Annotated in this window: 16 protein-coding genes and 2 tRNA genes; 2 read left to right on the top strand and 16 right to left on the bottom strand. The window is 73.6% G+C overall.

Going from position 1 to position 18741, the window contains the following annotated elements:
• Positions 1 to 4: 4 nt before the first annotated feature.
• Positions 5 to 78 (top strand) — tRNA-Lys (locus AB0C73_RS15785).
• Positions 79 to 161: 83 nt separating this feature from the next.
• Here AB0C73_RS15785 and AB0C73_RS15780 read toward each other — a convergent pair.
• From AB0C73_RS15780 to AB0C73_RS15770, 3 genes are all read right to left on the bottom strand, one after another.
• Positions 162 to 752, bottom strand: coding sequence for a lytic polysaccharide monooxygenase (locus tag AB0C73_RS15780; protein WP_362529636.1), 591 nt, complete (start codon positions 750 to 752; stop codon positions 162 to 164).
• 155 nt (positions 753 to 907) lie between these two features.
• Positions 908 to 2173, bottom strand: a complete 1266-nt coding sequence (locus AB0C73_RS15775; protein WP_362529634.1) for an SPFH domain-containing protein — start codon at positions 2171 to 2173, stop codon at positions 908 to 910.
• Positions 2174 to 3844: 1671 nt separating this feature from the next.
• Positions 3845 to 5269, bottom strand: coding sequence for a peptidoglycan-binding protein (locus AB0C73_RS15770; protein ID WP_362529631.1), 1425 nt, complete (start codon positions 5267 to 5269; stop codon positions 3845 to 3847).
• A gap of 183 nt (positions 5270 to 5452) precedes the next feature.
• On the opposite strand from AB0C73_RS15770, the gene AB0C73_RS15765 reads away from it, so the two are divergent.
• Positions 5453 to 5526: transfer RNA gene (locus AB0C73_RS15765), tRNA-Lys, on the top strand.
• Between the two features lie 184 nt (positions 5527 to 5710).
• Here the strand turns inward: AB0C73_RS15765 and AB0C73_RS15760 are convergent.
• The 13 genes from AB0C73_RS15760 to AB0C73_RS15700 form a co-directional block, all read right to left on the bottom strand.
• Complete coding sequence (locus tag AB0C73_RS15760; protein WP_362529628.1) at positions 5711 to 6400, bottom strand: class F sortase; 690 nt, start codon at positions 6398 to 6400, stop codon at positions 5711 to 5713.
• Positions 6401 to 6414: 14 nt separating this feature from the next.
• The gene (locus AB0C73_RS15755) at positions 6415 to 7014 is read right to left on the bottom strand and encodes a hypothetical protein (RefSeq protein WP_362529626.1); all 600 of its coding nucleotides are present in this window, start codon (positions 7012 to 7014) and stop codon (positions 6415 to 6417) included.
• 80 nt (positions 7015 to 7094) lie between these two features.
• On the bottom strand, positions 7095 to 7874 hold the full coding sequence (locus tag AB0C73_RS15750; RefSeq protein ID WP_362529624.1) for an HAD-IIA family hydrolase: 780 nt from the start codon (positions 7872 to 7874) through the stop codon (positions 7095 to 7097).
• A gap of 80 nt (positions 7875 to 7954) precedes the next feature.
• Positions 7955 to 9505 (bottom strand): alkaline phosphatase family protein, encoded by a 1551-nt coding sequence (locus AB0C73_RS15745; RefSeq protein ID WP_362529621.1) that lies wholly within the window; start codon positions 9503 to 9505, stop codon positions 7955 to 7957.
• Positions 9506 to 9642: 137 nt separating this feature from the next.
• The gene (locus AB0C73_RS15740) at positions 9643 to 10710 is read right to left on the bottom strand and encodes a 2-aminoethylphosphonate ABC transporter substrate-binding protein (RefSeq protein WP_362529620.1); all 1068 of its coding nucleotides are present in this window, start codon (positions 10708 to 10710) and stop codon (positions 9643 to 9645) included.
• Between the two features lie 35 nt (positions 10711 to 10745).
• The gene (locus tag AB0C73_RS15735; protein ID WP_362529617.1) at positions 10746 to 11543 is read right to left on the bottom strand and encodes an ABC transporter permease subunit; all 798 of its coding nucleotides are present in this window, start codon (positions 11541 to 11543) and stop codon (positions 10746 to 10748) included.
• The gene (locus AB0C73_RS15730) at positions 11530 to 12351 is read right to left on the bottom strand and encodes a 2-aminoethylphosphonate ABC transporter permease subunit (protein WP_362529614.1); all 822 of its coding nucleotides are present in this window, start codon (positions 12349 to 12351) and stop codon (positions 11530 to 11532) included. The genes AB0C73_RS15735 and AB0C73_RS15730 overlap by 14 nt, the downstream gene beginning before the upstream one ends.
• A gap of 73 nt (positions 12352 to 12424) precedes the next feature.
• Positions 12425 to 13507 (bottom strand): ABC transporter ATP-binding protein, encoded by a 1083-nt coding sequence (locus AB0C73_RS15725; protein WP_362529611.1) that lies wholly within the window; start codon positions 13505 to 13507, stop codon positions 12425 to 12427.
• Positions 13504 to 14217 carry a phosphonatase-like hydrolase gene (locus AB0C73_RS15720; protein WP_362529609.1) on the bottom strand — a complete coding sequence of 238 codons (714 nt, stop codon included), beginning with the start codon at positions 14215 to 14217 and terminating at the stop codon, positions 13504 to 13506. The genes AB0C73_RS15725 and AB0C73_RS15720 overlap by 4 nt, the downstream gene beginning before the upstream one ends.
• 20 nt (positions 14218 to 14237) lie before the next feature.
• Positions 14238 to 15374, bottom strand: a complete 1137-nt coding sequence (locus AB0C73_RS15715; RefSeq protein WP_362529606.1) for a TIGR03364 family FAD-dependent oxidoreductase — start codon at positions 15372 to 15374, stop codon at positions 14238 to 14240.
• Positions 15375 to 15509: 135 nt separating this feature from the next.
• Positions 15510 to 16271, bottom strand: a complete 762-nt coding sequence (locus AB0C73_RS15710) for a GntR family transcriptional regulator (RefSeq protein WP_362529982.1) — start codon at positions 16269 to 16271, stop codon at positions 15510 to 15512.
• Positions 16272 to 16341: 70 nt separating this feature from the next.
• Positions 16342 to 17223, bottom strand: a complete 882-nt coding sequence (locus tag AB0C73_RS15705) for a hypothetical protein (RefSeq protein WP_362529604.1) — start codon at positions 17221 to 17223, stop codon at positions 16342 to 16344.
• 163 nt (positions 17224 to 17386) lie between these two features.
• The gene (locus tag AB0C73_RS15700; protein ID WP_362529602.1) at positions 17387 to 18736 is read right to left on the bottom strand and encodes an ROK family transcriptional regulator; all 1350 of its coding nucleotides are present in this window, start codon (positions 18734 to 18736) and stop codon (positions 17387 to 17389) included.
• Between the last annotated feature and the right edge of the window lie 5 nt (positions 18737 to 18741).

Raw genomic sequence — 18741 nt, 5'->3', positions numbered from 1 at the left:
GCAGGCGCCGCTAGCTCAGTTGGTTAGAGCAGCTGACTCTTAATCAGCGGGTCCGGGGTTCGAGTCCCTGGCGGCGCACAGACAGGAAGGCCCCTCGCGAGAGCGAGGGGCCTTCTGCTTTGCGTGGATGTGTCTCGCCCGGCGGTGCCGGAAGGGGGGCGTCAGAACTGGACGTCCGAGCACGCGTAGAACGCGTTCCCGGTGTCCGCGATCGTCCAGACCGCCAGGATCAGATGCCGGCCGGTCTTGCCCGCCGGGAGGGTCCCGGAGTGCGAGAGGGTCGACGGCGGCTGCTGGTTGTTGTAGGGGACGACCAGGAAGGGCTGGCTGTCGAGGTCGGACCGGGTCAGGACCTTGTTCCCGGTCCAGCCGTTCTTGGTGATGTAGTAGCGGAAGTCCGTGGTCGCGTGCCGCGCCGTGAACTGCCAGCGGAAGCTGTAGCTCTGCCCGGCGGTGACCTTGGTGGTGGGCCAGGCGCCGCTGCGCGGGTTGTCGAGCTGCGCGAAGCGGGAGTTCCCGCCCGCGCAGATCGTCCCGTCCGCGGGCCCGCCGGACGGGAAGCCCTTGGGCCCCTCGACCGACTGCGGCTCCCACTGGATGTCGCCGCAGTTGGTGACGGTGCGGTTGGCGCAGAGCTTCTGGCGGCTGATCGGCGAGTCGGTGTAGCCGTGGCTGCTCGCGCTGGTGGTGGCGAAGAGGGAGGCGGCGGCGACGCCGAGCGCCACGGCCGCCACCCCTGTCTTTTTGCGCATGCTGTCGCTCCAGGAGAACGTGGGGGGTGTTCTGTGGGCTGTGCTGCACGCGTGCGGTGTTGCTGTCGAGTGTCCGGTTCAGGTCTAGACCAAGTCCCAAGGTAGGGACGAAACTTGAACATGTCCATACCAACGGCGGTGCCGGCGGTACGGGCTCAGGCGCCCTCCCCCGGGGCGGTACGGCCGGTGTAGAACGCCACGGTCAGGTCCTTCACCAGCGCCTTCTTCTCGTAGTCGTCGAGCTCCACCAGACCACGGGAGGTCAGCCGGTGGACCACGTCGTCGACCGCGTCCACGACCGAGGTGAGCACACTGTCCCGGTGCTTCGCGTCGATCGCCGCGATCCGGCGGCGCTGCATCGCGGCGGCGACCTCGGGGGCGTACTCGATCCGCGTCGGCTGCGCCGAGAAGACGTCGATCCCCACCGGCGCGCACTCCGCCGACAGCATCCGGGTCAGCGCCTCGCCGACCGCCTCGGCGTCGCGCAGGGTCGGCGCGTCCTCGTGGAACGCGTCGGCCGGCAGCTGCGAGAGCACCCGGGCCATCGCCGCCTCGACCTGCTCGCGCAGATACTCCTCGTGCCCCTCGACCCCGAGGGCCGCGCGGACGGTGTCCCTGATCCGCCACACGACGAGAACGACGACGTCCAGCGCCGTGCCCTTCGCGTCCACCGCGGGCAGCGGCTCACTGCGCCAGTGCCGAAGCCGTACGTCCACCCGGCGGCGCAGCAGGAGCGGGCTCACCCAGAGCAGGCCGGTGCGGCGGACGGTGCCGCGGTACTCGCCGAAGAGCGTGAGCACGAGCGCGTAACCGACCCGACCGCGGCCGAGACCGCCCAGGAAGAACAGCGCGAAGACGACACCGAGGGCGAGGAGCGCCCACTGGCCGAGACGGATCCCCTCGTACGGGCGGGCCTCCGGCAGCCGCAGCATCCGCGCCGCCTCGCCGGGAACGGCCCCCGTCCACCACACGACCGCCGCGCACCCGACGAGCGCGATCACCCCGCCGACCACCCCGACCCACCCCGGCAGCACGGGCCCGGGCCGCTCGACGAGCTTCGGATCGGCGGTGGGCGCGGGACGGGATCCGGACCCGGTGCGCCCCGCGGGCCGGGCGGGCCCCGGAATCCCGCCCTTGTTCCTGCCGTTCGGCGTCGGCTTCACGCTCTTGTCTGCCTTGGGTACGGGCAGTGTCGCGGGCCCCCCGTCGTCGTCCGGCTCGTCCCGGAACAGCAGGTGCACCGGAATGCTCCCGGTGGTCTCGCCCGCGATGACGTTCCGGCGGCGGGTGGGGGTGGCGGTGGCGGTGTTCCGGTTGGCGCCGGCGATCCAGCCGAGGTCGACGGCATCGTCGGGCGCGGCGGTACCCCCCGAACCCGCGGCGGCCACCCCGGCACTGGTGGCCGGACCCGCCTGCGCCACGGCGGGGCGGTGCGCACCGGCCCCACCGGCCTGAACCGGCCCGGCGGCACCGGCGGGGGTGGGCGGGGCAGCACGGCCCGAACCGTTGCCCGACACGGCAGCCGACCCGTCGGTGGGCGGGGCGGCCGGTGCCGACCCGCCGGCACCCGCCAGGCCCGAACCATCGACCGGCGCGGCCGCGCGGGCCGGGTCGCTGGCCTGGCCCGTCTGCGGCGAAGCCGGACCGTAGCCGGTCAGTGGCGCGGACCCATCGCTGCCCGTGCCCGACGCGGCCACACCTCGGGAGGCCCCGCCATGCGCCGACCCGCCAGCCACAGTTGTGGCGCGCGTACGCTCGCCACCCGCCGGGGACGCTGACTGCGGGGCCGAACTCTGGCCGGCCGCAGACGGCGAACCGTCCCTGGACAGGGCGGCCGGTGCCGACCCGGCAGCACGGGCCGAGGCAGCCGACGGCGAAGCCGCACCGTGGGTGGGCGCGGCAGCGCGGCCCGTCGCGGGTGCCGGCGGCGAAGCCGAACCCTGGCCGGCCGCAGACGGGGAACCGTCCCTGGACAGGGCGGACTGTGCCGGCCCGGCACCACCGACCGGGGTGGTCGGCGGCGAAGCCGCACCGTTCCCGGGCACGGGGGCCACCCCGTCGGTACGCGGAACCGGCTGCGCCGACCCTGCGGCACCCGCCAGGCCCGAAGCATGGGCGGACGCGGAGGCCGACCCGGTGGCGCCCGCCGGAACCGGCCCACCGACCGGGGCAGACGTGGCCCCGTCACTGCCGACCGGAGCTGAACCGGCGGCCGAGCCCGTGCCCGACGCGGCCACACCGAGCGCCGATCCGCCGGCCACGGTCGTGGCGCGCGTCCCCGGGCGGGGTGCGGCCGTGGACGCGCCGCCGTCGGTGGAACGGGGACCAGCCGAAGCCTGGGCGGGCCCGTCGGCGTGGCCCGACGCGGAGGCCGACCCGGCAGCGCCCGCCGGAACCGGCCCACCGACCGGAGCCGAGTACGCCGCGGCGGCACCGCCGCCAGGCACCGAGCCCATCCCGCCAGCCGGCCCGGCGGGCTGACCCGTGCGGTAACCGGGCGGGGCGGGCTGCGCCCGTCCATCGGCCGGGGCCGACTGCGGCCCAGCGGCACCGCCGCCGGGTGCCGAGCCCATCCCCCCGGCCGACGCGGCGGGCTGCGCCCGCCCAGCGGCACCGCCGCCGGGCGCCGACGGCGTACCGGCAGCCGACAAGCTGGCCTCGCCCATGGCGCCCGCACCCGCCGGAGCCCCCGCGCCGCCGGGTGCCGAGCCCATCTCGCCGACCGGCGCGGCGGGCTGCCCGGCAGAGCCCGTACGCATCGCCCCGGCCCCAGGGGCCGGCCCGGCCGCCGTGGTGGCCGACTGCGACGAGGGCGAGTCGGCAGGACCCGTACCCTCAGGCGTGCCCGTCCCAACCTCGCCCGGTGCACCGGCTCCTGACGTGGCGCCAGGGACGGACGCGCGGGCCAGGCCGGCGGGCGGGAGCCCCGGCACCGGCCCGCCGGCCTCGCCCGGCGGGCCGCCGGGGCGTAGGCGGCCGTCGGTGAGGCGGCGGGCCGTGCGGGCCGCGTCGCGGGTGGCGGCCGGGCCGTTGTCCGGTGGGGTCGGGGTCGGGGTCGATGCCGTCATTCGGTCCACCTCATGTTCTCGGGGTCATAGGAAGAGGCGCCGCCAGGTCTCCGGGCCCGGGTAGCCGTCGGCCGCCGCGCCGCTCCAGCCCTGGGCCCGCTGGAAGGCCTCGACGTTGCGGCGGTCCGCCTCCGTCCACCGCGGACCGGGGCCCGACAGGTAGTACTTGCCGTAGCCCCGCTTCACCAGTTGTTTGCCCAGCTTCTCCACATATGCGTTGGATTGGCCGAGACGGAAGTAGCCACGCCCGGGGAAGGCGTTCGCAGATGCGCTCGATCCGCTCGAACCACTCGAACCGCCGACGCCGCCAACCCCGCCGACGCCGCCGATGCTCTTGCCCTTGCCCGTCACGAGCAGCGCCCAGGTGTCCGGCCCCGGGATGCCGTCCGCCTCCGCGCCCTTCCACCCCTGGGCCTGCTGGAAGGCCTGGGTCGCCCGACGGTCCGCCTCGCCCCAGCGCGGGCCGGGGCCCACCGCGTAGAACTTCTGGCCGCCGCGCGCCACGAGCAGCCTGCCGAGCTGCGTCACGTACGCGTTGTTCGCGCCGGGCCCGAACTTCGCGGCCCCCGGGAACGGCGTCCCCGTCGTCGCGCCCGACCCCGCGCTCCCGCTGCCGCCGCTGATCACGCCCTTGTAGCGGTAGGCGACGTACTTGTCGGAGTTCTCCCAGTACGCGAGCGGCGTCGCCTGCTTCCGCGTGCGCGGCGGGGTCTGCTCGTACGCGATGTAGGAGGTGTGGGTGTAGTCGGTCCAGCCGCCGAAGATCGTCGCGTGCGAGCCGCGCGTCGGGTTGACCGGGTTGTGGAACAGCAGGATGTCGCCGGGCTGCAGGTCGGCCCGGGCGATGCGGTCGGCGAAGCGGTCGAGGCTGCCGGTCCACTCGTTGGACGGGAGGTTCCAGGCCATGGAGATGTAGCCGGAGCAGTCCTGGCGATAGCCGTCGCTCCAGTAGCGGTCCATGGAGTACGGAACGGCCGCCGCGACCCACGTCTTCGCGCGGTTGATGATCTCGGTCCGGGTGCTCTTCCGCAGGGTCGCGGCCGAGATCTGACTGCTCGTCGGGGCCGCGTACGGGGACGGCGCCGAGCCCGGTCCCGCCGCGCCGTGCAGCGGGCCGGGCCCGCCCTGCGGGGTGTCCACACCCTGCGAAACGTCCGCGACCGGGCCGGCGGCGACCGGGCCGGCAGCCACGGTGGCCACCTCGGCCGCGTCCGCCGCCCCGGCCGCGTCAGCCGCATCCCCCGCCGCGTCCGCCACCGCGCCCGTTCCCCCGCCGAGCACCGCTCCCGCCGCGGTCACCAGGACCAGGGCCCGGCGGGCGCCGTGCGCCGCCGGGTGGCCTCCGGCCCGTACCGGAAGTCCCCGTGCGAGGTCCCGCCGCCGCTGGGCACAGCCCGGGCAGCCGCAGTCCGCCGCTGGCTCGATTTCTTCGAAGACCGGCACGCTCATGCGTTCCCCTCCACACTCGTCAAGATCTTTTCGCGCTCTTGCACGGGCGCCATCGTCTCAACTGTCCGGACAAATCGCATTTTGACGGATCGAAGGCTCAATACGACCATCCGACAGGCCGGGCGGGACCGTAAATGGTCAAGAGCACGGTCAGAGGTCCTGTAGAGTTATCTCTGTCAGCAGGCGCCGCTAGCTCAGTTGGTTAGAGCAGCTGACTCTTAATCAGCGGGTCCGGGGTTCGAGTCCCTGGCGGCGCACGCGAAAGACTGAGGCCCTTCACCGGATGGTGAAGGGCCTCAGTCGTCTTCCCGTTTCCTCTACAGTGGGCGGATCCCGACCTCCCGCAGCGGCTCCGGGCTCCTCCCGCGGCCCGTGAGCCCGCGGTCGAGGACCGGACCGGCCGGCGGCCGGCGCTTCCCGCCCCGCCGGCCGGCCCCCGGTCTACTCCCGGGACTGGGTACGGGACTGGGTACGGGACTCCGTCGCGGACTCCTTCGCGCCGGTCAGATATGCCGACACCACCACGTTCGCCGTGTACGCCCCGGCCGCCCGGTCGAAGCTCCCGCCGCAGGTGATCAGGCGCAGCTCGGAGCGGCCCGCCCGGTGCGGTCCGTACGCCGCGCGCGCGTCGAAGCCGTCCCTGGGCAGCACCCGTACATCGTCGATCGTGAATTCCGCGACGCTTCCGTCCGAACGGGTGACGGCCACCGTGGCGCCCGGGCGCGCCGCGCTCAGGCCGTAGAAGACGGCGGGGCGGGTCTCGGTGTCGACGTGGCCCACCAGGAGGGCGGCGCCGGGGGCGCCGGGGCGGGTGCCGGAGCCGTACCAGCCGACGGTCTGCGGCGTCTCGAACGGCGGCGGCTCGATCGCGCCGTCCCCGTCCAGGCCGCGGGCGACGACCGGGGCGGAGATCCCGACCGAGGGGACCTCCACGCGGCGCGGCTCGGCCGGGTCGAGCGGGGCGTGCGCCGGGGGCAGCGGGACGCCGGGCGGGCGGCCGACCGCGGCGATGTCGCCGGTGGTGGGCCCGGAGCCGTACGCCGGGCCCTCGGCCGCGTCCCTCCCCCAGGCCCACAGGCCGAGCAGCAGCACGGCCCAGGCGGTGCCGGTCAGCGCGCGCCCGGAGGACACCCGGCCGCTCCCGGTCAGTCCGTGCCCTGGCCCGCGCCGCCGCGCCGGCGGGCGCTGCGGACGGCGACGGCGATGGCGGCGACGGCCGCCATGCCGAGGCCGAGGAGGGTGTACGGGGTGCCGAGGCCGGCCTCGCCCGCGGTCTGCGCGACGCCGGGGGCCGCGGGCGCGGCGAAGGCGGCCGTACCGCCGCCGCCCGCGCGGACCGGGGCGATCGGGGACGCGTGGTGCGTGGGCCGGTGGGTCGGCTCCTGGTGGCGGCGGACCTGGACGGTGCCGACGTCGGGGTGGTCGTGGCCGTCGCAGGTCACGGTGACCTTGTACGTACCGTCCTCGAGTCCCGGCTTCAGGCTGGTGTCGCCGAACAGCGGGTTCTTACCGCCGTCCCGACCGGTCAGCTCGGCGTCGGCGGCGAAGGCCCGGGACCTGGCCGCGCCGGTGGTGCCCTTGCATCCCGTGACGCGCACGTCGACGTCGGCGCCGGGCGCGGCGGTGGCCGGGGTGACGGTGGCCCGCACGCCGTCGTGGGCGAGCGCGGTGCCCGCGACGGGCGGCGCGAGCACCAGAGCCACGGCCGCCCCGGCGGCACGGAGAGCGATGGGACCTGAACGCATGGTGACCTCCTGATACTGGCAGCGTCACCCGGTTCGGCCCCGTTCGCATCCGCAGGGACCCCACCAGGGGGTTTGTGCGATCAGATCCGCTCGACCAGGTCCGCGATCGACTTCACGACCTTCGACGGGCGGAACGGGAAGCGGTCGATCTCCGCCTCCGTCGTCAGACCGGTCAGCACCAGGAAGGTCTGCATGCCCGCCTCCAGACCGGCCAGGATGTCGGTGTCCATCCGGTCGCCGATCATCGCGCTGGTCTCGGAGTGCGCGCCGATGGCGTTGAGGCCGGTGCGCATCATCAGCGGGTTGGGCTTGCCCGCGAAGTACGGCTCCTTGCCCGTCGCCTTGGTGATCAGCGCGGCGACCGAGCCGGTGGCGGGCAGCGGGCCTTCGAGGGACGGGCCGGTCTCGTCCGGGTTCGTGCAGATGAAACGGGCGCCGGCGTTGATCAGGCGGACCGCCTTGGTCATGGCCTCGAAGGAGTACGTACGGGTCTCGCCGAGCACCACGTAGTCCGGGTCGTGGTCGGTGAGCACGTAACCGATGTCGTGCAGCGCGGTGGTGAGGCCGGCCTCGCCGATGACGTACGCGGTGCCGCCGGGGCGCTGGTCGTCGAGGAACTTGGCGGTGGCGAGCGCCGAGGTCCAGATGTTCTCGACGGGGACTTCGAGACCCATGCGCGCGAGGCGGGCGTGCAGATCGCGGGCGGTGTAGATGGAGTTGTTGGTGAGGACGAGGAAGGGCTTCCCGGTGTCGCGCAGCTTCGTGATGAACGCGTCGGCTCCGGGGATCGGCACGCCCTCGTGGATGAGGACGCCGTCCATGTCGGTGAGCCAGGATTCGATCGGCTTGCGCTCTGCCATGGGTGCGGGACTCCTGCCGTACAGACCTGCGATGTACTGGGGGCGACGCGACGACGCTGTGGCGACGCCCCCAGCCTAGGTCAGGAAGTGCGGATACTGACCCCGTCGATCACCCAGTACCAGTTGTTGGATCCCGTGTAGCGGAAGCGGAAGCTGACGTTCGCCGCCCCTGCGGGGACCGGGACCGTGAGCGACTGGGGCTGGGAGAGGACGTCGGCGGTGTAGGACTTCACGACGGTCGGGGTGCCGCCGTTGAAGCTCGCGAGGATCTGGGCGCTCTGAGCGCCCTCCTGGCGGTAGAGGGTCGTGAAGTCGAGGGTGACGCGGCTCGCGCCGGTGACCGCGTACGCCGGGGAGACCAGGGTGGAGTCGTACGTCCCCGAGAACGCCTTGTCCGCCCACTCGTCGGAGTCGGCGACGGCGAACACGCCCCGGGCGCGCACGTTCAGCTCGCGCCACTGGTCGCGCTGGGTCCGGGACCAGAACTCGTCGGTCGCGAAGGACCAGCCGCGCCATTCGGTCATGCCGCCGGTGCCCATGGCGTTGTTGATGACGGACCAGCCGCTGGGCGCGGTGTGGGTGAAGCCGAGGACGCCGGTGGGGATGCCGGTCTCGTCGACGCGGCCGGCGAGGGCGGACTGGAGGGTGTCGAAGGGGTCGGTGGTGCGCTCCTGGACGGGCTTGCCGTCGAGGCCCCAGGCCGGGTCGGGCGTGATGCCGAGCTGGTGGAAGACGGTGGCGGCGACGTCGACGAGCCGGGTGTCGAGCGGGCGGGCGCCGGCCGCGATGCCGGGGCCCTGGGCGAGGACGAAGGTGCGGCGCTCCTCGATGCTGGAGCCGCCGTGGCCGCCGGCGTCGGTGTGGCCGTGGTCGGTGGCGACGATGACGGTCCAGCGCTCGGTGGCGTACGCCGGGCGGGCCTTGATCGCGGCGAGGAGGCGGCCGAGGTAGGCGTCCTGGACGTCGATGGCGTCGAGGTACTTCTGGCTCGCCGCGCCGTAGGCATGGCCGATCTCGTCGGTCTCGCCGAAGTAGACGAAGACGACGTCGGGGTTCTGGTTGCGGAGGATGTCCTCGGTCGCGTCGGTGATCAGCGCGTCGTTGACCGCGTAGTTGTTGGCGTAGACGAGCTTGGCGTCGGCGCCCGGGGTGACCGTGCCGTAGGTGTCGAGCTCGGGCCAGTCGACGGCGGCGAAGAGGGAGAGGTCCGGGCGCAGCTGGTTGAGGCGGGCGAGGAAGCCGGGGTAGGTGCCGTAGGCACGGCCGGTGAAGGTGTTGTCCTTCACGCCGTGCTTGTCGGGCCACACGCCGGTGGAGATGGTGGACCAGCCGGGGCCGGAGAGGGTGCCGGCCATGGGGTTGGCGTAGAGCAGGGAGCGGCCGTACGTGCCGTTCGCCATCAGCGACTTGAGGTTCGGGGCCTTGGCGGCGTCGATGCGGTCGTGGCGCAGGCCGTCCATGCCGACAACGAGCACCTTGTCCGTGCTGGTGCCGTCGGGGAGTACGGGAGTGGTCGCGGCCTGGGCCGCGGGGGCGGTCGCGAGGTCCGCGGCCAGGCCGGTGGCGGCGACGGCCGCGGTGGCGCCGGCGGCGGCGAGGACGGTGCGGCGGGATATGCCGGTGAGCGGCATGTTCGGTTCCTCCGAGGGGGTGGGCGCGCCACAACGCCCCTGATTTCTCAGGGGCGTTGAGCGCATGCGAAGTTTGGTCCGTACCCGTTATCTTTCCGCTACATTTCGCGGCGGGAAGAGGCTCGTGCGGTGAACTCTCAGCTGCCGGTCGCGGACTTCCACGCGTCCACGTACGCCGTCAGGTTCTTGTCGATGTCGTTCCAGTCCGGCTCGAAGACCTCGACGCCGTCCATCAGCTTCGCCAGCTCGATCGCGTTGGCGTCGGTGGCCTTGACGTCCTTGCGGACGCTGAAGCCGCCGCCGACCGAGCTGACCTCGCGCTGGGCCTGCTCGCTCAGCATGAAGTCGAGCAGCTTCTTCCCGTTCTCGGTGTGCGGGGCCTTGTTCACCAGGCCGGCGGCGTACGGCAGGGCGAACGTGGTGGGCTTGCCGCCCTCCTTCGCCGGGAACCAGATGCCGAGGTTCGGCATGGACTTCGACTGCGCGAAGTTCATCTGCACATCGCCGTTGGCGACCAGGATCTCGCCCTTGTCGACCTTCGGCGCGAGCTTGGAGGTGGAGGAGGACGGGCCGACGTTGTTGGCCTGGAGCTTCTTCAGGTACTCCATCGCCGGCTCCTTGCCGCCGAAGTCGTGCATCGCCTTGATCAGGACCGCGGTGCCGTCGCCCGCGACGCCCGGGGTGGAGTACTGGAGCTTGTTCCTGTACTTCGCGTCGAGGAGCTGCTCCCAGGTGGTGGGCGCGGCCGGCAGCTCCTTCATGTTGTGGACGAAGCCGAAGAAGTTGTTGACGACGGAGATCCACTTGCCGTCGTCCGCCTTGTCGCCGCCGCTGACCTGGTCGGCGCCCTGCGGGGTGTAGGCCTGGAGCAGGCCCTTGGAGTCGGCCTGCTGGATGAAGGGCGGCAGGGTGACGAGGACGTCGGCCTGGGTGTTGGTCTTCTCGCGGGCGGCGCGCTGCACCATCTCGCCGGAGCCGCCCTCGACGTACTTCACCTTGATGCCGGTCTGCTTCTCGAAGTCCTTGAAGACCTTGTCGTACCAGCCGTCGCCCGCCTCGCCCTTGAGGCCGTCGGCGCTGTAGACGGTGACGACCTTCTCGTCGGCGGCGGCGATCGAACCGCCGCACGCGCTGAGGGTCGCGGCGAGGACGAGACTGCCGGTGACGGCGGCGATCGGCTTGAGGTACCGGGGGTTCGTACGCATAACGTCGTTCTCTCCAGGGTGAGTTGCGGGGCGGACTATCTGAACGAGGCCTTGGTGCGGATACGGGAGACGGCGAGCAGGACCAGGAGTGTCGCCGCCATGAGGACCACGGCGAGTGCCGAGCCGGTGAAGAGCGAACCGCGGTCGGTGGCCGTGAAGATGAGCACGGGCAGCGGCAGCCAGTCCGGCGGGTAGAGCATCATCGTGGCGCTCAACTCGCCCATGGACAGGGCGAAGCAGAGGCCGGCCGCCGCGTTCAGCGACGGGAGCAGGAGCGGCAGCCGCACCCGCAGGAGTACGTACGAGGGTCGGGCGCCCAGGCTGGCCGCCGCCTGCTCGTACATCGGGTCGAGACGCAGGATGGCGGCCGAGACCGACTGGTAGGCGAACGCCGTGACAAGAATGGTGTGCGCGAGGATCACGATCCAGCGCGTGCCGTTGAGGAGCAGCGGGGGCTGCGAGAAGGCGACGAGGACGGCGAGTCCGACGACGACCGAGGGCACGGCGACCGGCAGCACGAACAGCGCGTCGAGCACCCTGCGGCCCCGCCTGCGCAGGGCGGCGGCGGTGAGGGCGGCCCAGGTGCCGGCGGTGAGCGCGAGCAGGCTCGCGGTGAGCGCGGTGACCAGGCTGGTGGTGAGGGCCTGGAGGGATTCGCCGCGGACGGCGGCCGTGTAGTGCTCGGTGGTCGGCCCGGAGGGGAAGGCGCCGGACCAGTGGGTGGAGAAGGAGGCGGCGAGGATGACGAGGAGGGGCAGGGCGAAGAGGGGCACGAAGAGGACCGCGAAGAGCGCCCAGGCGCCCCAGCGTCCGGCCCGGCTATGCACCAGCACGACGGCTCACCACCCGGTAGAGGGCGTAGAGGCCCACGGAGATCAGGACGTTGACGACGGCGACGACGCAGGCCGCCGCGTAGTCGGACTCGAGGATGGCCTTGCCGTAGACGAGCATCGGCAGGGTCGTGACGCCCTTGGCGCCGGTGAAGAGCACGATGCCGAACTCGTTGAGGCACATGACGAGGACGAGACTGCCGCCGGCGGCGAGCGCCGGGAGCGCCTCGGGCAGGATCACCCGGCGCACGATCCGCAGCGGGCGGGCACCGAGCGAGGACGCCACCTCCAGCTGTGCGGTGTCGAGTTGGGAGAAGGCGGCGAGCAGCGGGCGCATCACGAACGGCGTGAAGTACGTGATCTCGGCGAGCAGCACGCCCCACGGGGTGGTGAGGAACCGGAAGGGCCCCTCGGCCGCGCCGGTGACGTCCGTCCACACCCCGTTGGCCATGCCGACCGTGCCGTACAGGAACAGCAGCGCGAGCGTGATGAGGAAGGACGGGAAGGAGAGGAAGACGTCGATGAACTTCGCCACCGCCTTGCCGCCGGGAAAGGGCACGAAGGCGATGACGAGGGCGAGCACGAAGCCGAGGACGAGACAGCCGGCAGTGGCCGCGGCGGCCAGCCACACGGTGGTGACCAGGGCGTCCCGGAACGACTCGGAGGCGAAGACCTGGGCGTACGCGCCGGGGGCCAGGGACTCCTTGACGACGAGCGCGAGGGGGTAGAGGAAGACGACGGCGAGCGCGAGGACGGGCGGGGCGGCCCAGAGCCAGGTGGGGGCCTCGCGACCGCGAACCGTTGTGGGCATACGTTCCGCAGGGGCGGGTCGGGTGGGCACAACCCCACCCGCGCGCCGCGCCTCCACGACCCCCGCACCACGACTAGCCATCGTTCACCCCCGCGGCGAGCAGTACGGCATCCTCGCGCGCGAAGTGCAGGGTGACCTCGTCACCGAGCGCCGGGGTCTCGCGGAGCTCCCGCACGTCGGCCTTCACCCGATGGCCGGAGCCGACCTCCACGTACAGCCGATGCGTCGCGCCCCGCCACTGCACCTCGGCGATCCGGCCGCGCAGGGCATTGGGCCCGGGCCCGATCCCGACGAGGTGCGGCCGCACGCACAGCGTGGCGTCCGCGCCGGGGACCACGTCCACGACGGGAACGTCGAGCGTGACCCCGTCGAGGACGACCCCGCCCTCACCGACCCGCACCGGCAGCAGGTTGGCGTTGCCGACGAAGGAGGCGGTGAACTCGGTGCGGGGCCTGCGGTACAGCTCCTGCGGGGTGCCGCAGTCCTGGAGCCGGGCCCGGTCCATGACCGCGATGCGGTCGGCGAGGGTGAGCGCCTCGACCTGGTCGTGGGTGACGTACAGGATGGAGACGTCGGGCAACTCGCGGTGCAGACGGGCCAGTTCGGCGAGCATGCCGGAACGCAGCTGTGCGTCGAGCGCGGAGAGCGGCTCGTCGAGGAGGAGGACGTTCGGGCGGATGGCGAGGGCGCGGGCGATGGCGACGCGCTGCTGCTGGCCGCCGGAGAGCTCGCGCGGGTAGCGCTTGGCGTAGGCCGCCATCCCGGTCATCTCCAGGGCCTCGGCGACCCGCCCCGGGATCTCGGCCTTGGGGAACCTGGGGGACTTCTGCGCCTTGAGGCCGAAGGCGACGTTGTCGTCCACCCGCATGTGCGGGAACAGCGCGTACTGCTGGACCACCATCCCGATCCCCCGCCGGTACGGCGGGAGGTCGGTGACGTCGCGGTCGCCGATGAACACCCGCCCGGCCACCGGCCGGACGAAGCCGGCGACGGCCCGCAGGGCGGTGGTCTTGCCGGAGCCGGACGGGCCGAGCAGGGCCATGACCTCGCCGGGTTCGACGGTCAGGTCGAGCGCGTCGAGGACGGTGTGGCCGCCGTACGCGACGGAGACCCGGTCGAAGCGGATGCCGCTGGTGGCGCGGGCGGGGGTGCTCATGCCTCGTACTCCTCGCACTCCTCGCGCTCCTCGTACTCCCGTATCAGGGCGGGGAGTTCGGCGACGGAGGAGAGGACGTGCGTGGCGCCGTGCTCCTTGAGCGCGGGCTCGTCGTGGGCGCCGGTGAGGACGCCGGCGACGATCCCGGCGCCGGAGCGGACGCCGCTGAGCATGTCGTACGAGGTGTCACCGGCGACCACGAGCTGCCGGACGTCGTCGACGGCGCCGGTGCGCAGGAACGCGGCGAGCACCATGTCGGGGTACGGGCGGCCGCGGCCGCCCGCGTCGGCCGGGCAGAGGGTGAGGTCGACCAGGCCGTCCGCCCAGCCGAGGGCGTCGAGGATGGCGTCCTGGGTGATCCGGGCGAACCCGGTGGTGAGGACGACCGTGCGGCCCTGCTCCTTGAGCGTGGCGATGGCCTCGGCGGCGCCGGGGACCGGGGCGATCAGGCCGTCGGCGACCAGCTCGCCGTACGCCTCCTCGAAGGCGAGGTTGGCCTGCCGCGCGCGCTGCTCGTCGCCGCCGAAGAGGTGCCAGAAGACGGAGATCTTGGACTCGCCCATGGTGGCGCGGACGTAGTCGATCATCGTGGCCGGGTCCTCGCCGAGGCGGGTCGCGGCGGCGCTGAAGGCCTGCTCGACGAGGCCGCCGTCGGCGACGGTGGTCCCCGCCATGTCGAGGACGACGAGGTTCCTCCGGGAAGTCTTCAACCGGGAAGTCTTCAACTCGGTCACCAGCCCAGTTCGTTCGCGGTGGTCTCGGCGATGGCGGGCGAGCAGGTCATTCCGCGGCCGCCGGGTCCGGTCACCAGCCACACGCCGTCGCGCACCTGCTGGCGGTGGACGACCCGGCTGGTGTCGGTGCACTGCGCGTACACGCCGGCCCAGCGGCGCCGGATGCGCGGCAGCGGGCGGCCGAGCAGGGACTCGACCACGCGCGTGAGGTGCTCGTAGGGCTCCTCGACGGTGTCGAAGGCGAAGGGGTGCTCGTACTCGTGGGTGTCGCCGATGGTCAGCCCGCCGTCGAGGCGCTGCACCATGAGCAGCTGCATGTTGTGGGCGGCGGCGGTGGGGTCCTGCGCCTGGCCGGCGTTGAGCGCGTCCAGGGCGTCCGACGCGTACGCGGGGTAGTAGCGGAACGAGTCTCCGTCGGCGACCGAGGTGGTGAGGGGCTCGCCCAGCGGGTCGGTCTGCATCATCTGGAGGCGGACGCGGCGTACGGGGATGTCGCCCGCGACCTCGCGGACGAGGCCGGAGAGCGCGGCGCCGGTGCACAGGACGACGGCGTCGCCGGTGTGGGTGTCGCCGTGGTCGTCACGGACGGAGCTGTGTCCATTGCTGTTGGCGCCCACGACCTCACGGACCTCGCGGTGGGGGAGGAACGTGTAGCGGCCGGAGGCCAGCAGGGCCTCGCGGAGGGCGAGTTGGGCGGTGCGCGGCTCGACGGCGGCGTCCCGCTCGCACCACAGGGCGGCGTCGAAGCTGCCGCGCAGCGCGGGGTTGACCGCCCGGGTCTCCTCGGGCGTGAGCAGCTTGCGGCCGCGGGTGGCGGCGTCGTCGCGGGCCACGGCGGCCTCGGCGACGGCGAGTTCGAGCGCGCCGCGGACGGGGGTGAGGGACCCGATCGCCCGGAAGCCGAGCTTCGGGACGCGCGCGCCGATCTCCTCCCAGAGTTCGCGGGCGCGCAGCGCGGTGTCCAGCTCCTCCCCGGCCGCGCGCCCGCTGACCCAGATCTGGCCGAAGTTGCGGAGGGATGCTCCGCGCGCCTCCGCCTCGCGCTCGATGTGGACGACCTCATGGCCGCGTTCGACTGCCTGCCAGGCGTGCATGGCACCCACCACGCCTGCTCCTACGACGATCACCTTCATGCCGTTCACGGTCGGGGTGACGGGTGACCTGGATCGGTCGAGGTGACGACGGGATGGTGAACGGACCGACAAGCTTGGCCTAGACCCGTTATCTTCTCGTGACTTTCAAGGAGGGGTGAAGAGGGTGAAATCCGGCTATTCCTGGCGGCCGAGGTGGGCGGTGAAGCTGAACCGGTCGCCGCGGTAGAGGGTGCGGACCCGTTCCAGGGGGTGCCCGTCGGCGTCCCGCGAGACGCGCTGGATCAGCAGCATCGGCAGCGCGGGCGGGGTGCCGATGAGCAGTGCCTCGCGCGGGGTCGCGAGCACGGTCTCGATCCGCTCGTCGGCGTCGCCGAAGACGACCCCGAGGCGGTCGTGGAGATAGGCGTAGAAGGAGGAGTCCGGGTCGAACTCGGTGTCGAGCTGCGGGGCGCGGGCCTCGGAGACGTACGTGCTCTCCAGGCCGACCCGCTCGTCGTCGGCGAGCAGCACCCGCTCCATGTGCCACACGGGATCGCCGGCCGCCACGCCCACCGCGGGCGCGAGTTCCTCCGGGCACGGGAAGCGGTCGAGGGAGATGAGCGCACGGCCGGGCGTACGGCCCTGGCGGCGCACGCCCTCGGTGTAGCTGGCGAGCGACAGCGGCTGCTCCAGCTTGGGCCCCGCGACCACGGTGCCGCGACCCTGCCGCCGCAGCCGCCCTTCGAGCAGCAGCTCGCGCAGCGCCTGCCGGACGGTCTCGCGGGACACCTCGTACCGTACGGCCAGATCGCGCTCGGTGGGCAGCAGCCCGCCCTCGCCCAACTCGTCGACGAGCTCGGCGACTTTCGCCTTGACCACGTAGTACTTGGGGACGCGGCCGTGCTCGGGGATCCCGGAGCGGACGGGCGCGCCGGGCTGGTTGCCCATGTGGGTCATGTTGCTCATTCGGTGATCGTCGCAGACCGGGGTGAACGGGAAGGTGTACGGAGCGTGGCCTGCGGGGGCCTCAGGGGCGCCGCGAGCGGCGGGCCCTGCGGGTGAAGAGGACCGCGGCCGCGCCGGTGGTGAGGAGGGCGGCGGCGACGGGGGCGAGGCGGAGGGCGGAATCCTTGCGGCCGGTGCTGGCGAGCTCGGGGTCTGCGGGGAGGGCGGGGGCGGCGGGGGCGGTGCCGGTGGGGCGGGGATCGGCTTGAGGTTCGGCCCGGGGATCGCGGTCGGGGTCGGGCTCGGTTTCGGCGGGGCCGATGGTCAGGCGGTACTCGCCGGACTCGCCGACCCAGTCGCCGTCGTCGCCGCGCTTCTGGACGACGGCCGCGTTGACGGTGACCTCGTCGGGCGGGGCGTCGGCGCCGAACGCGAGCCGTACGGGCACGGTCAGGGTCCGGCCGGCGGGCACCGCGAAGCCGGCGAAGGCGGGCACGGCGGGGATCGGGTTGGTCGGCGCGACCGGTGCGACCGGTGCGGCTGATGCCACCGGCGCCACCGGCCCCTCGAACACGCCCACGTTCTCCGCCTGGTCGGTGCTCTCGAACGCCACCGGCCGCCAGATCCGCGCCTCCGCGTCGTAGAACTCGGCCCGGATCTGCCCGGGCCGCAGCACCCGGTCCCGGTCGGTGAGCACCAGGATCGGGTGCACGTCACGGCACGGGGCGGCCGTGGTGTTGGTGAGGTCCAGACTCCAGGTCCGCAGCTCCCCGCCCGCCGGATACTCCACCGGCCCGCCGTGGATGCGGGTGGCCAGCGGAAACTCCTTGCCCCCCACCGCCCCGCAGGCGGGCGCCACCGGCGCGGGTGCCGCAGGTGCCGCGGGCGCGGGCGCCGCCACCGACAGCCCGGCCGCCGTGCCCAGGGCGGCGAGGGCGAGTGCGGTACTGCTCGGTCGCGTCATGCCGAAGCCTTTGCTGCTCGCGGACGTACGGATCGCCCGCGACGCTGCCATGGGGGGTGGAGCGGGTGAGGTACCGACGCGGCGGGTCGGGCCGGACGGGGCGACCATTCCGCCCGATCAGCGTATTTTCGGACCGGTGGTGGGTCGGGTGAGCAACCGGGCCCTACTTCCCGAAGACCGGCGCCAGGATCAGGTGGGCCGCGCCGTCCGCGACCGTCGTCGGGGCCGTCGCGATCTCGACGGCGACCGGGAGGGCGAGGCCGGCGAGGACCTCGCGGGTGCCGGCGGCGAAGGGGGCAGGGGCGGCGAGGACGGCGCGGCCGCCGAGGAGGACGCGGTCGATGTCGAGGAGCCGGACCAGGTTGGCGGCGCCGGTGCCGAGGATGCGGGCGGCCTCCGGCAGGTCGCCGCGGGCCAGGGCGGCCAGGCACAGGACCTCCAGGCAGCCGCGCCCACCGCACTCGCAGCGCGGCCCGTCGAGCTGGACGGTCTGGTGGCCCAGCTCCCCCGCACCGGTGCGCCCGCCACGCAGCACCGCCCCGCCGAGGACGAGGCCCGCGCCCAGGCCCGTACCCAGGTGCACGTAGGCGAAGGAGCCGCGCCCGCCGGGGCGCAGGGCGAGGCCGAGGGCGGCGGCGTTCGTGTCCTTGTCGAGCACGACGGGCAACCCGAGCCGCCGCGCCAGCTCCTCCCGCAGCGGGTACCCGTCCCACTCGGGAAACCCGGTGACCCGCCCGGGCGTCCCGGCCCGGTGATCCAGGGGCCCAGGCATGGCGACCCCGACCCCGAGGACGGGTAGACGGGCGGGGTACGGGCCGCCCTCGGCGGCGGCCTCGGGAACACCCGCGCCATCGGGCCGGGGGAGCCGCCCTGCGGCCGGGGGCGTACCACCGTCGCCGACGGGGGACACGGAACCGCGCCCGCTGTCGGGCCCGGGGAGCCGCCCGGCCGCCGCGGGCGCGCCGCCCGGTGCGGTCGGCGGGACACCCTCGGCACCGGCCCCGGGGAGGCACCCCGGCGCCGCAGGCGTGCCGTCGCCGACGGCGGGCCCACGCCCACCGCCAGCCCCGGCCCCCAGCAGCGCCGCAACCTCCGCTTGGGCCGCCGCCAGGACCGCCTCCGCGCCCGCGCCCAGGTCCAGCGGCGCGCGGCGCGCCGCGACCCGCTCGCCCGCCAGGTCCAGCAGGACGGCCGTCAGCTCGTCGCGGTCGAGGTGGAGCCCGATGGCGTACGCCGCCGAGGGGACGAGCCGCAGCACGGTCGCCGGCTTGCCGCCCGTGGACGCGCGTCGCCCCGCCTCCGCCGCCAGGCCCTCCGCCCGCAGCCGAGCGGTGATCTTGCTGACGGCCTGCGGGGTGAGGCCGGTCCGCTCCGCCAGCTCCAGGCGGCTGACGCCGCCCTCGCCGGCGGTGCGCAGCAGGTCCAGCACCAGCGCCGCGTTGTGGCTGCGCAGCGCCGGCAGATTGACTCCACTCCCACCGGCTCCACCGCCACTGCCCTTGTCCCAGTTCACGTGTC

The sequence above is a fragment of the Streptomyces sp. NPDC048623 genome, assembly GCF_040650755.1.
Classification (GTDB): Bacteria; Actinomycetota; Actinomycetes; order Streptomycetales; family Streptomycetaceae; genus Streptomyces.
Note: the sequence above shows the minus strand (reverse complement) of the source record. Positions and strands in the feature narration are given on the sequence as shown.

What these genes read in the sequence shown, in the direction of transcription:
- AB0C73_RS15730 (WP_362529614.1), bottom strand. Translation starts at nt 12,351, where the DNA reads ATGCCCACAACGGTTCGCGGTCGCGAGGCCCCCACCTGGCTCTGGGCC.
- AB0C73_RS15780 (WP_362529636.1), bottom strand. Translation starts at nt 752, where the DNA reads ATGCGCAAAAAGACAGGGGTGGCGGCCGTGGCGCTCGGCGTCGCCGCC.
- AB0C73_RS15755 (WP_362529626.1), bottom strand. Translation starts at nt 7,014, where the DNA reads ATGCGTTCAGGTCCCATCGCTCTCCGTGCCGCCGGGGCGGCCGTGGCT.
- AB0C73_RS15750 (WP_362529624.1), bottom strand. Translation starts at nt 7,874, where the DNA reads ATGGCAGAGCGCAAGCCGATCGAATCCTGGCTCACCGACATGGACGGC.
- AB0C73_RS15715 (WP_362529606.1), bottom strand. Translation starts at nt 15,374, where the DNA reads ATGAAGGTGATCGTCGTAGGAGCAGGCGTGGTGGGTGCCATGCACGCC.
- AB0C73_RS15710 (WP_362529982.1), bottom strand. Translation starts at nt 16,271, where the DNA reads ATGACCCACATGGGCAACCAGCCCGGCGCGCCCGTCCGCTCCGGGATC.
- AB0C73_RS15705 (WP_362529604.1), bottom strand. Translation starts at nt 17,223, where the DNA reads ATGACGCGACCGAGCAGTACCGCACTCGCCCTCGCCGCCCTGGGCACG.
- AB0C73_RS15745 (WP_362529621.1), bottom strand. Translation starts at nt 9,505, where the DNA reads ATGCCGCTCACCGGCATATCCCGCCGCACCGTCCTCGCCGCCGCCGGC.
- AB0C73_RS15725 (WP_362529611.1), bottom strand. Translation starts at nt 13,507, where the DNA reads ATGAGCACCCCCGCCCGCGCCACCAGCGGCATCCGCTTCGACCGGGTC.
- AB0C73_RS15770 (WP_362529631.1), bottom strand. Translation starts at nt 5,269, where the DNA reads ATGAGCGTGCCGGTCTTCGAAGAAATCGAGCCAGCGGCGGACTGCGGC.
- AB0C73_RS15740 (WP_362529620.1), bottom strand. Translation starts at nt 10,710, where the DNA reads ATGCGTACGAACCCCCGGTACCTCAAGCCGATCGCCGCCGTCACCGGC.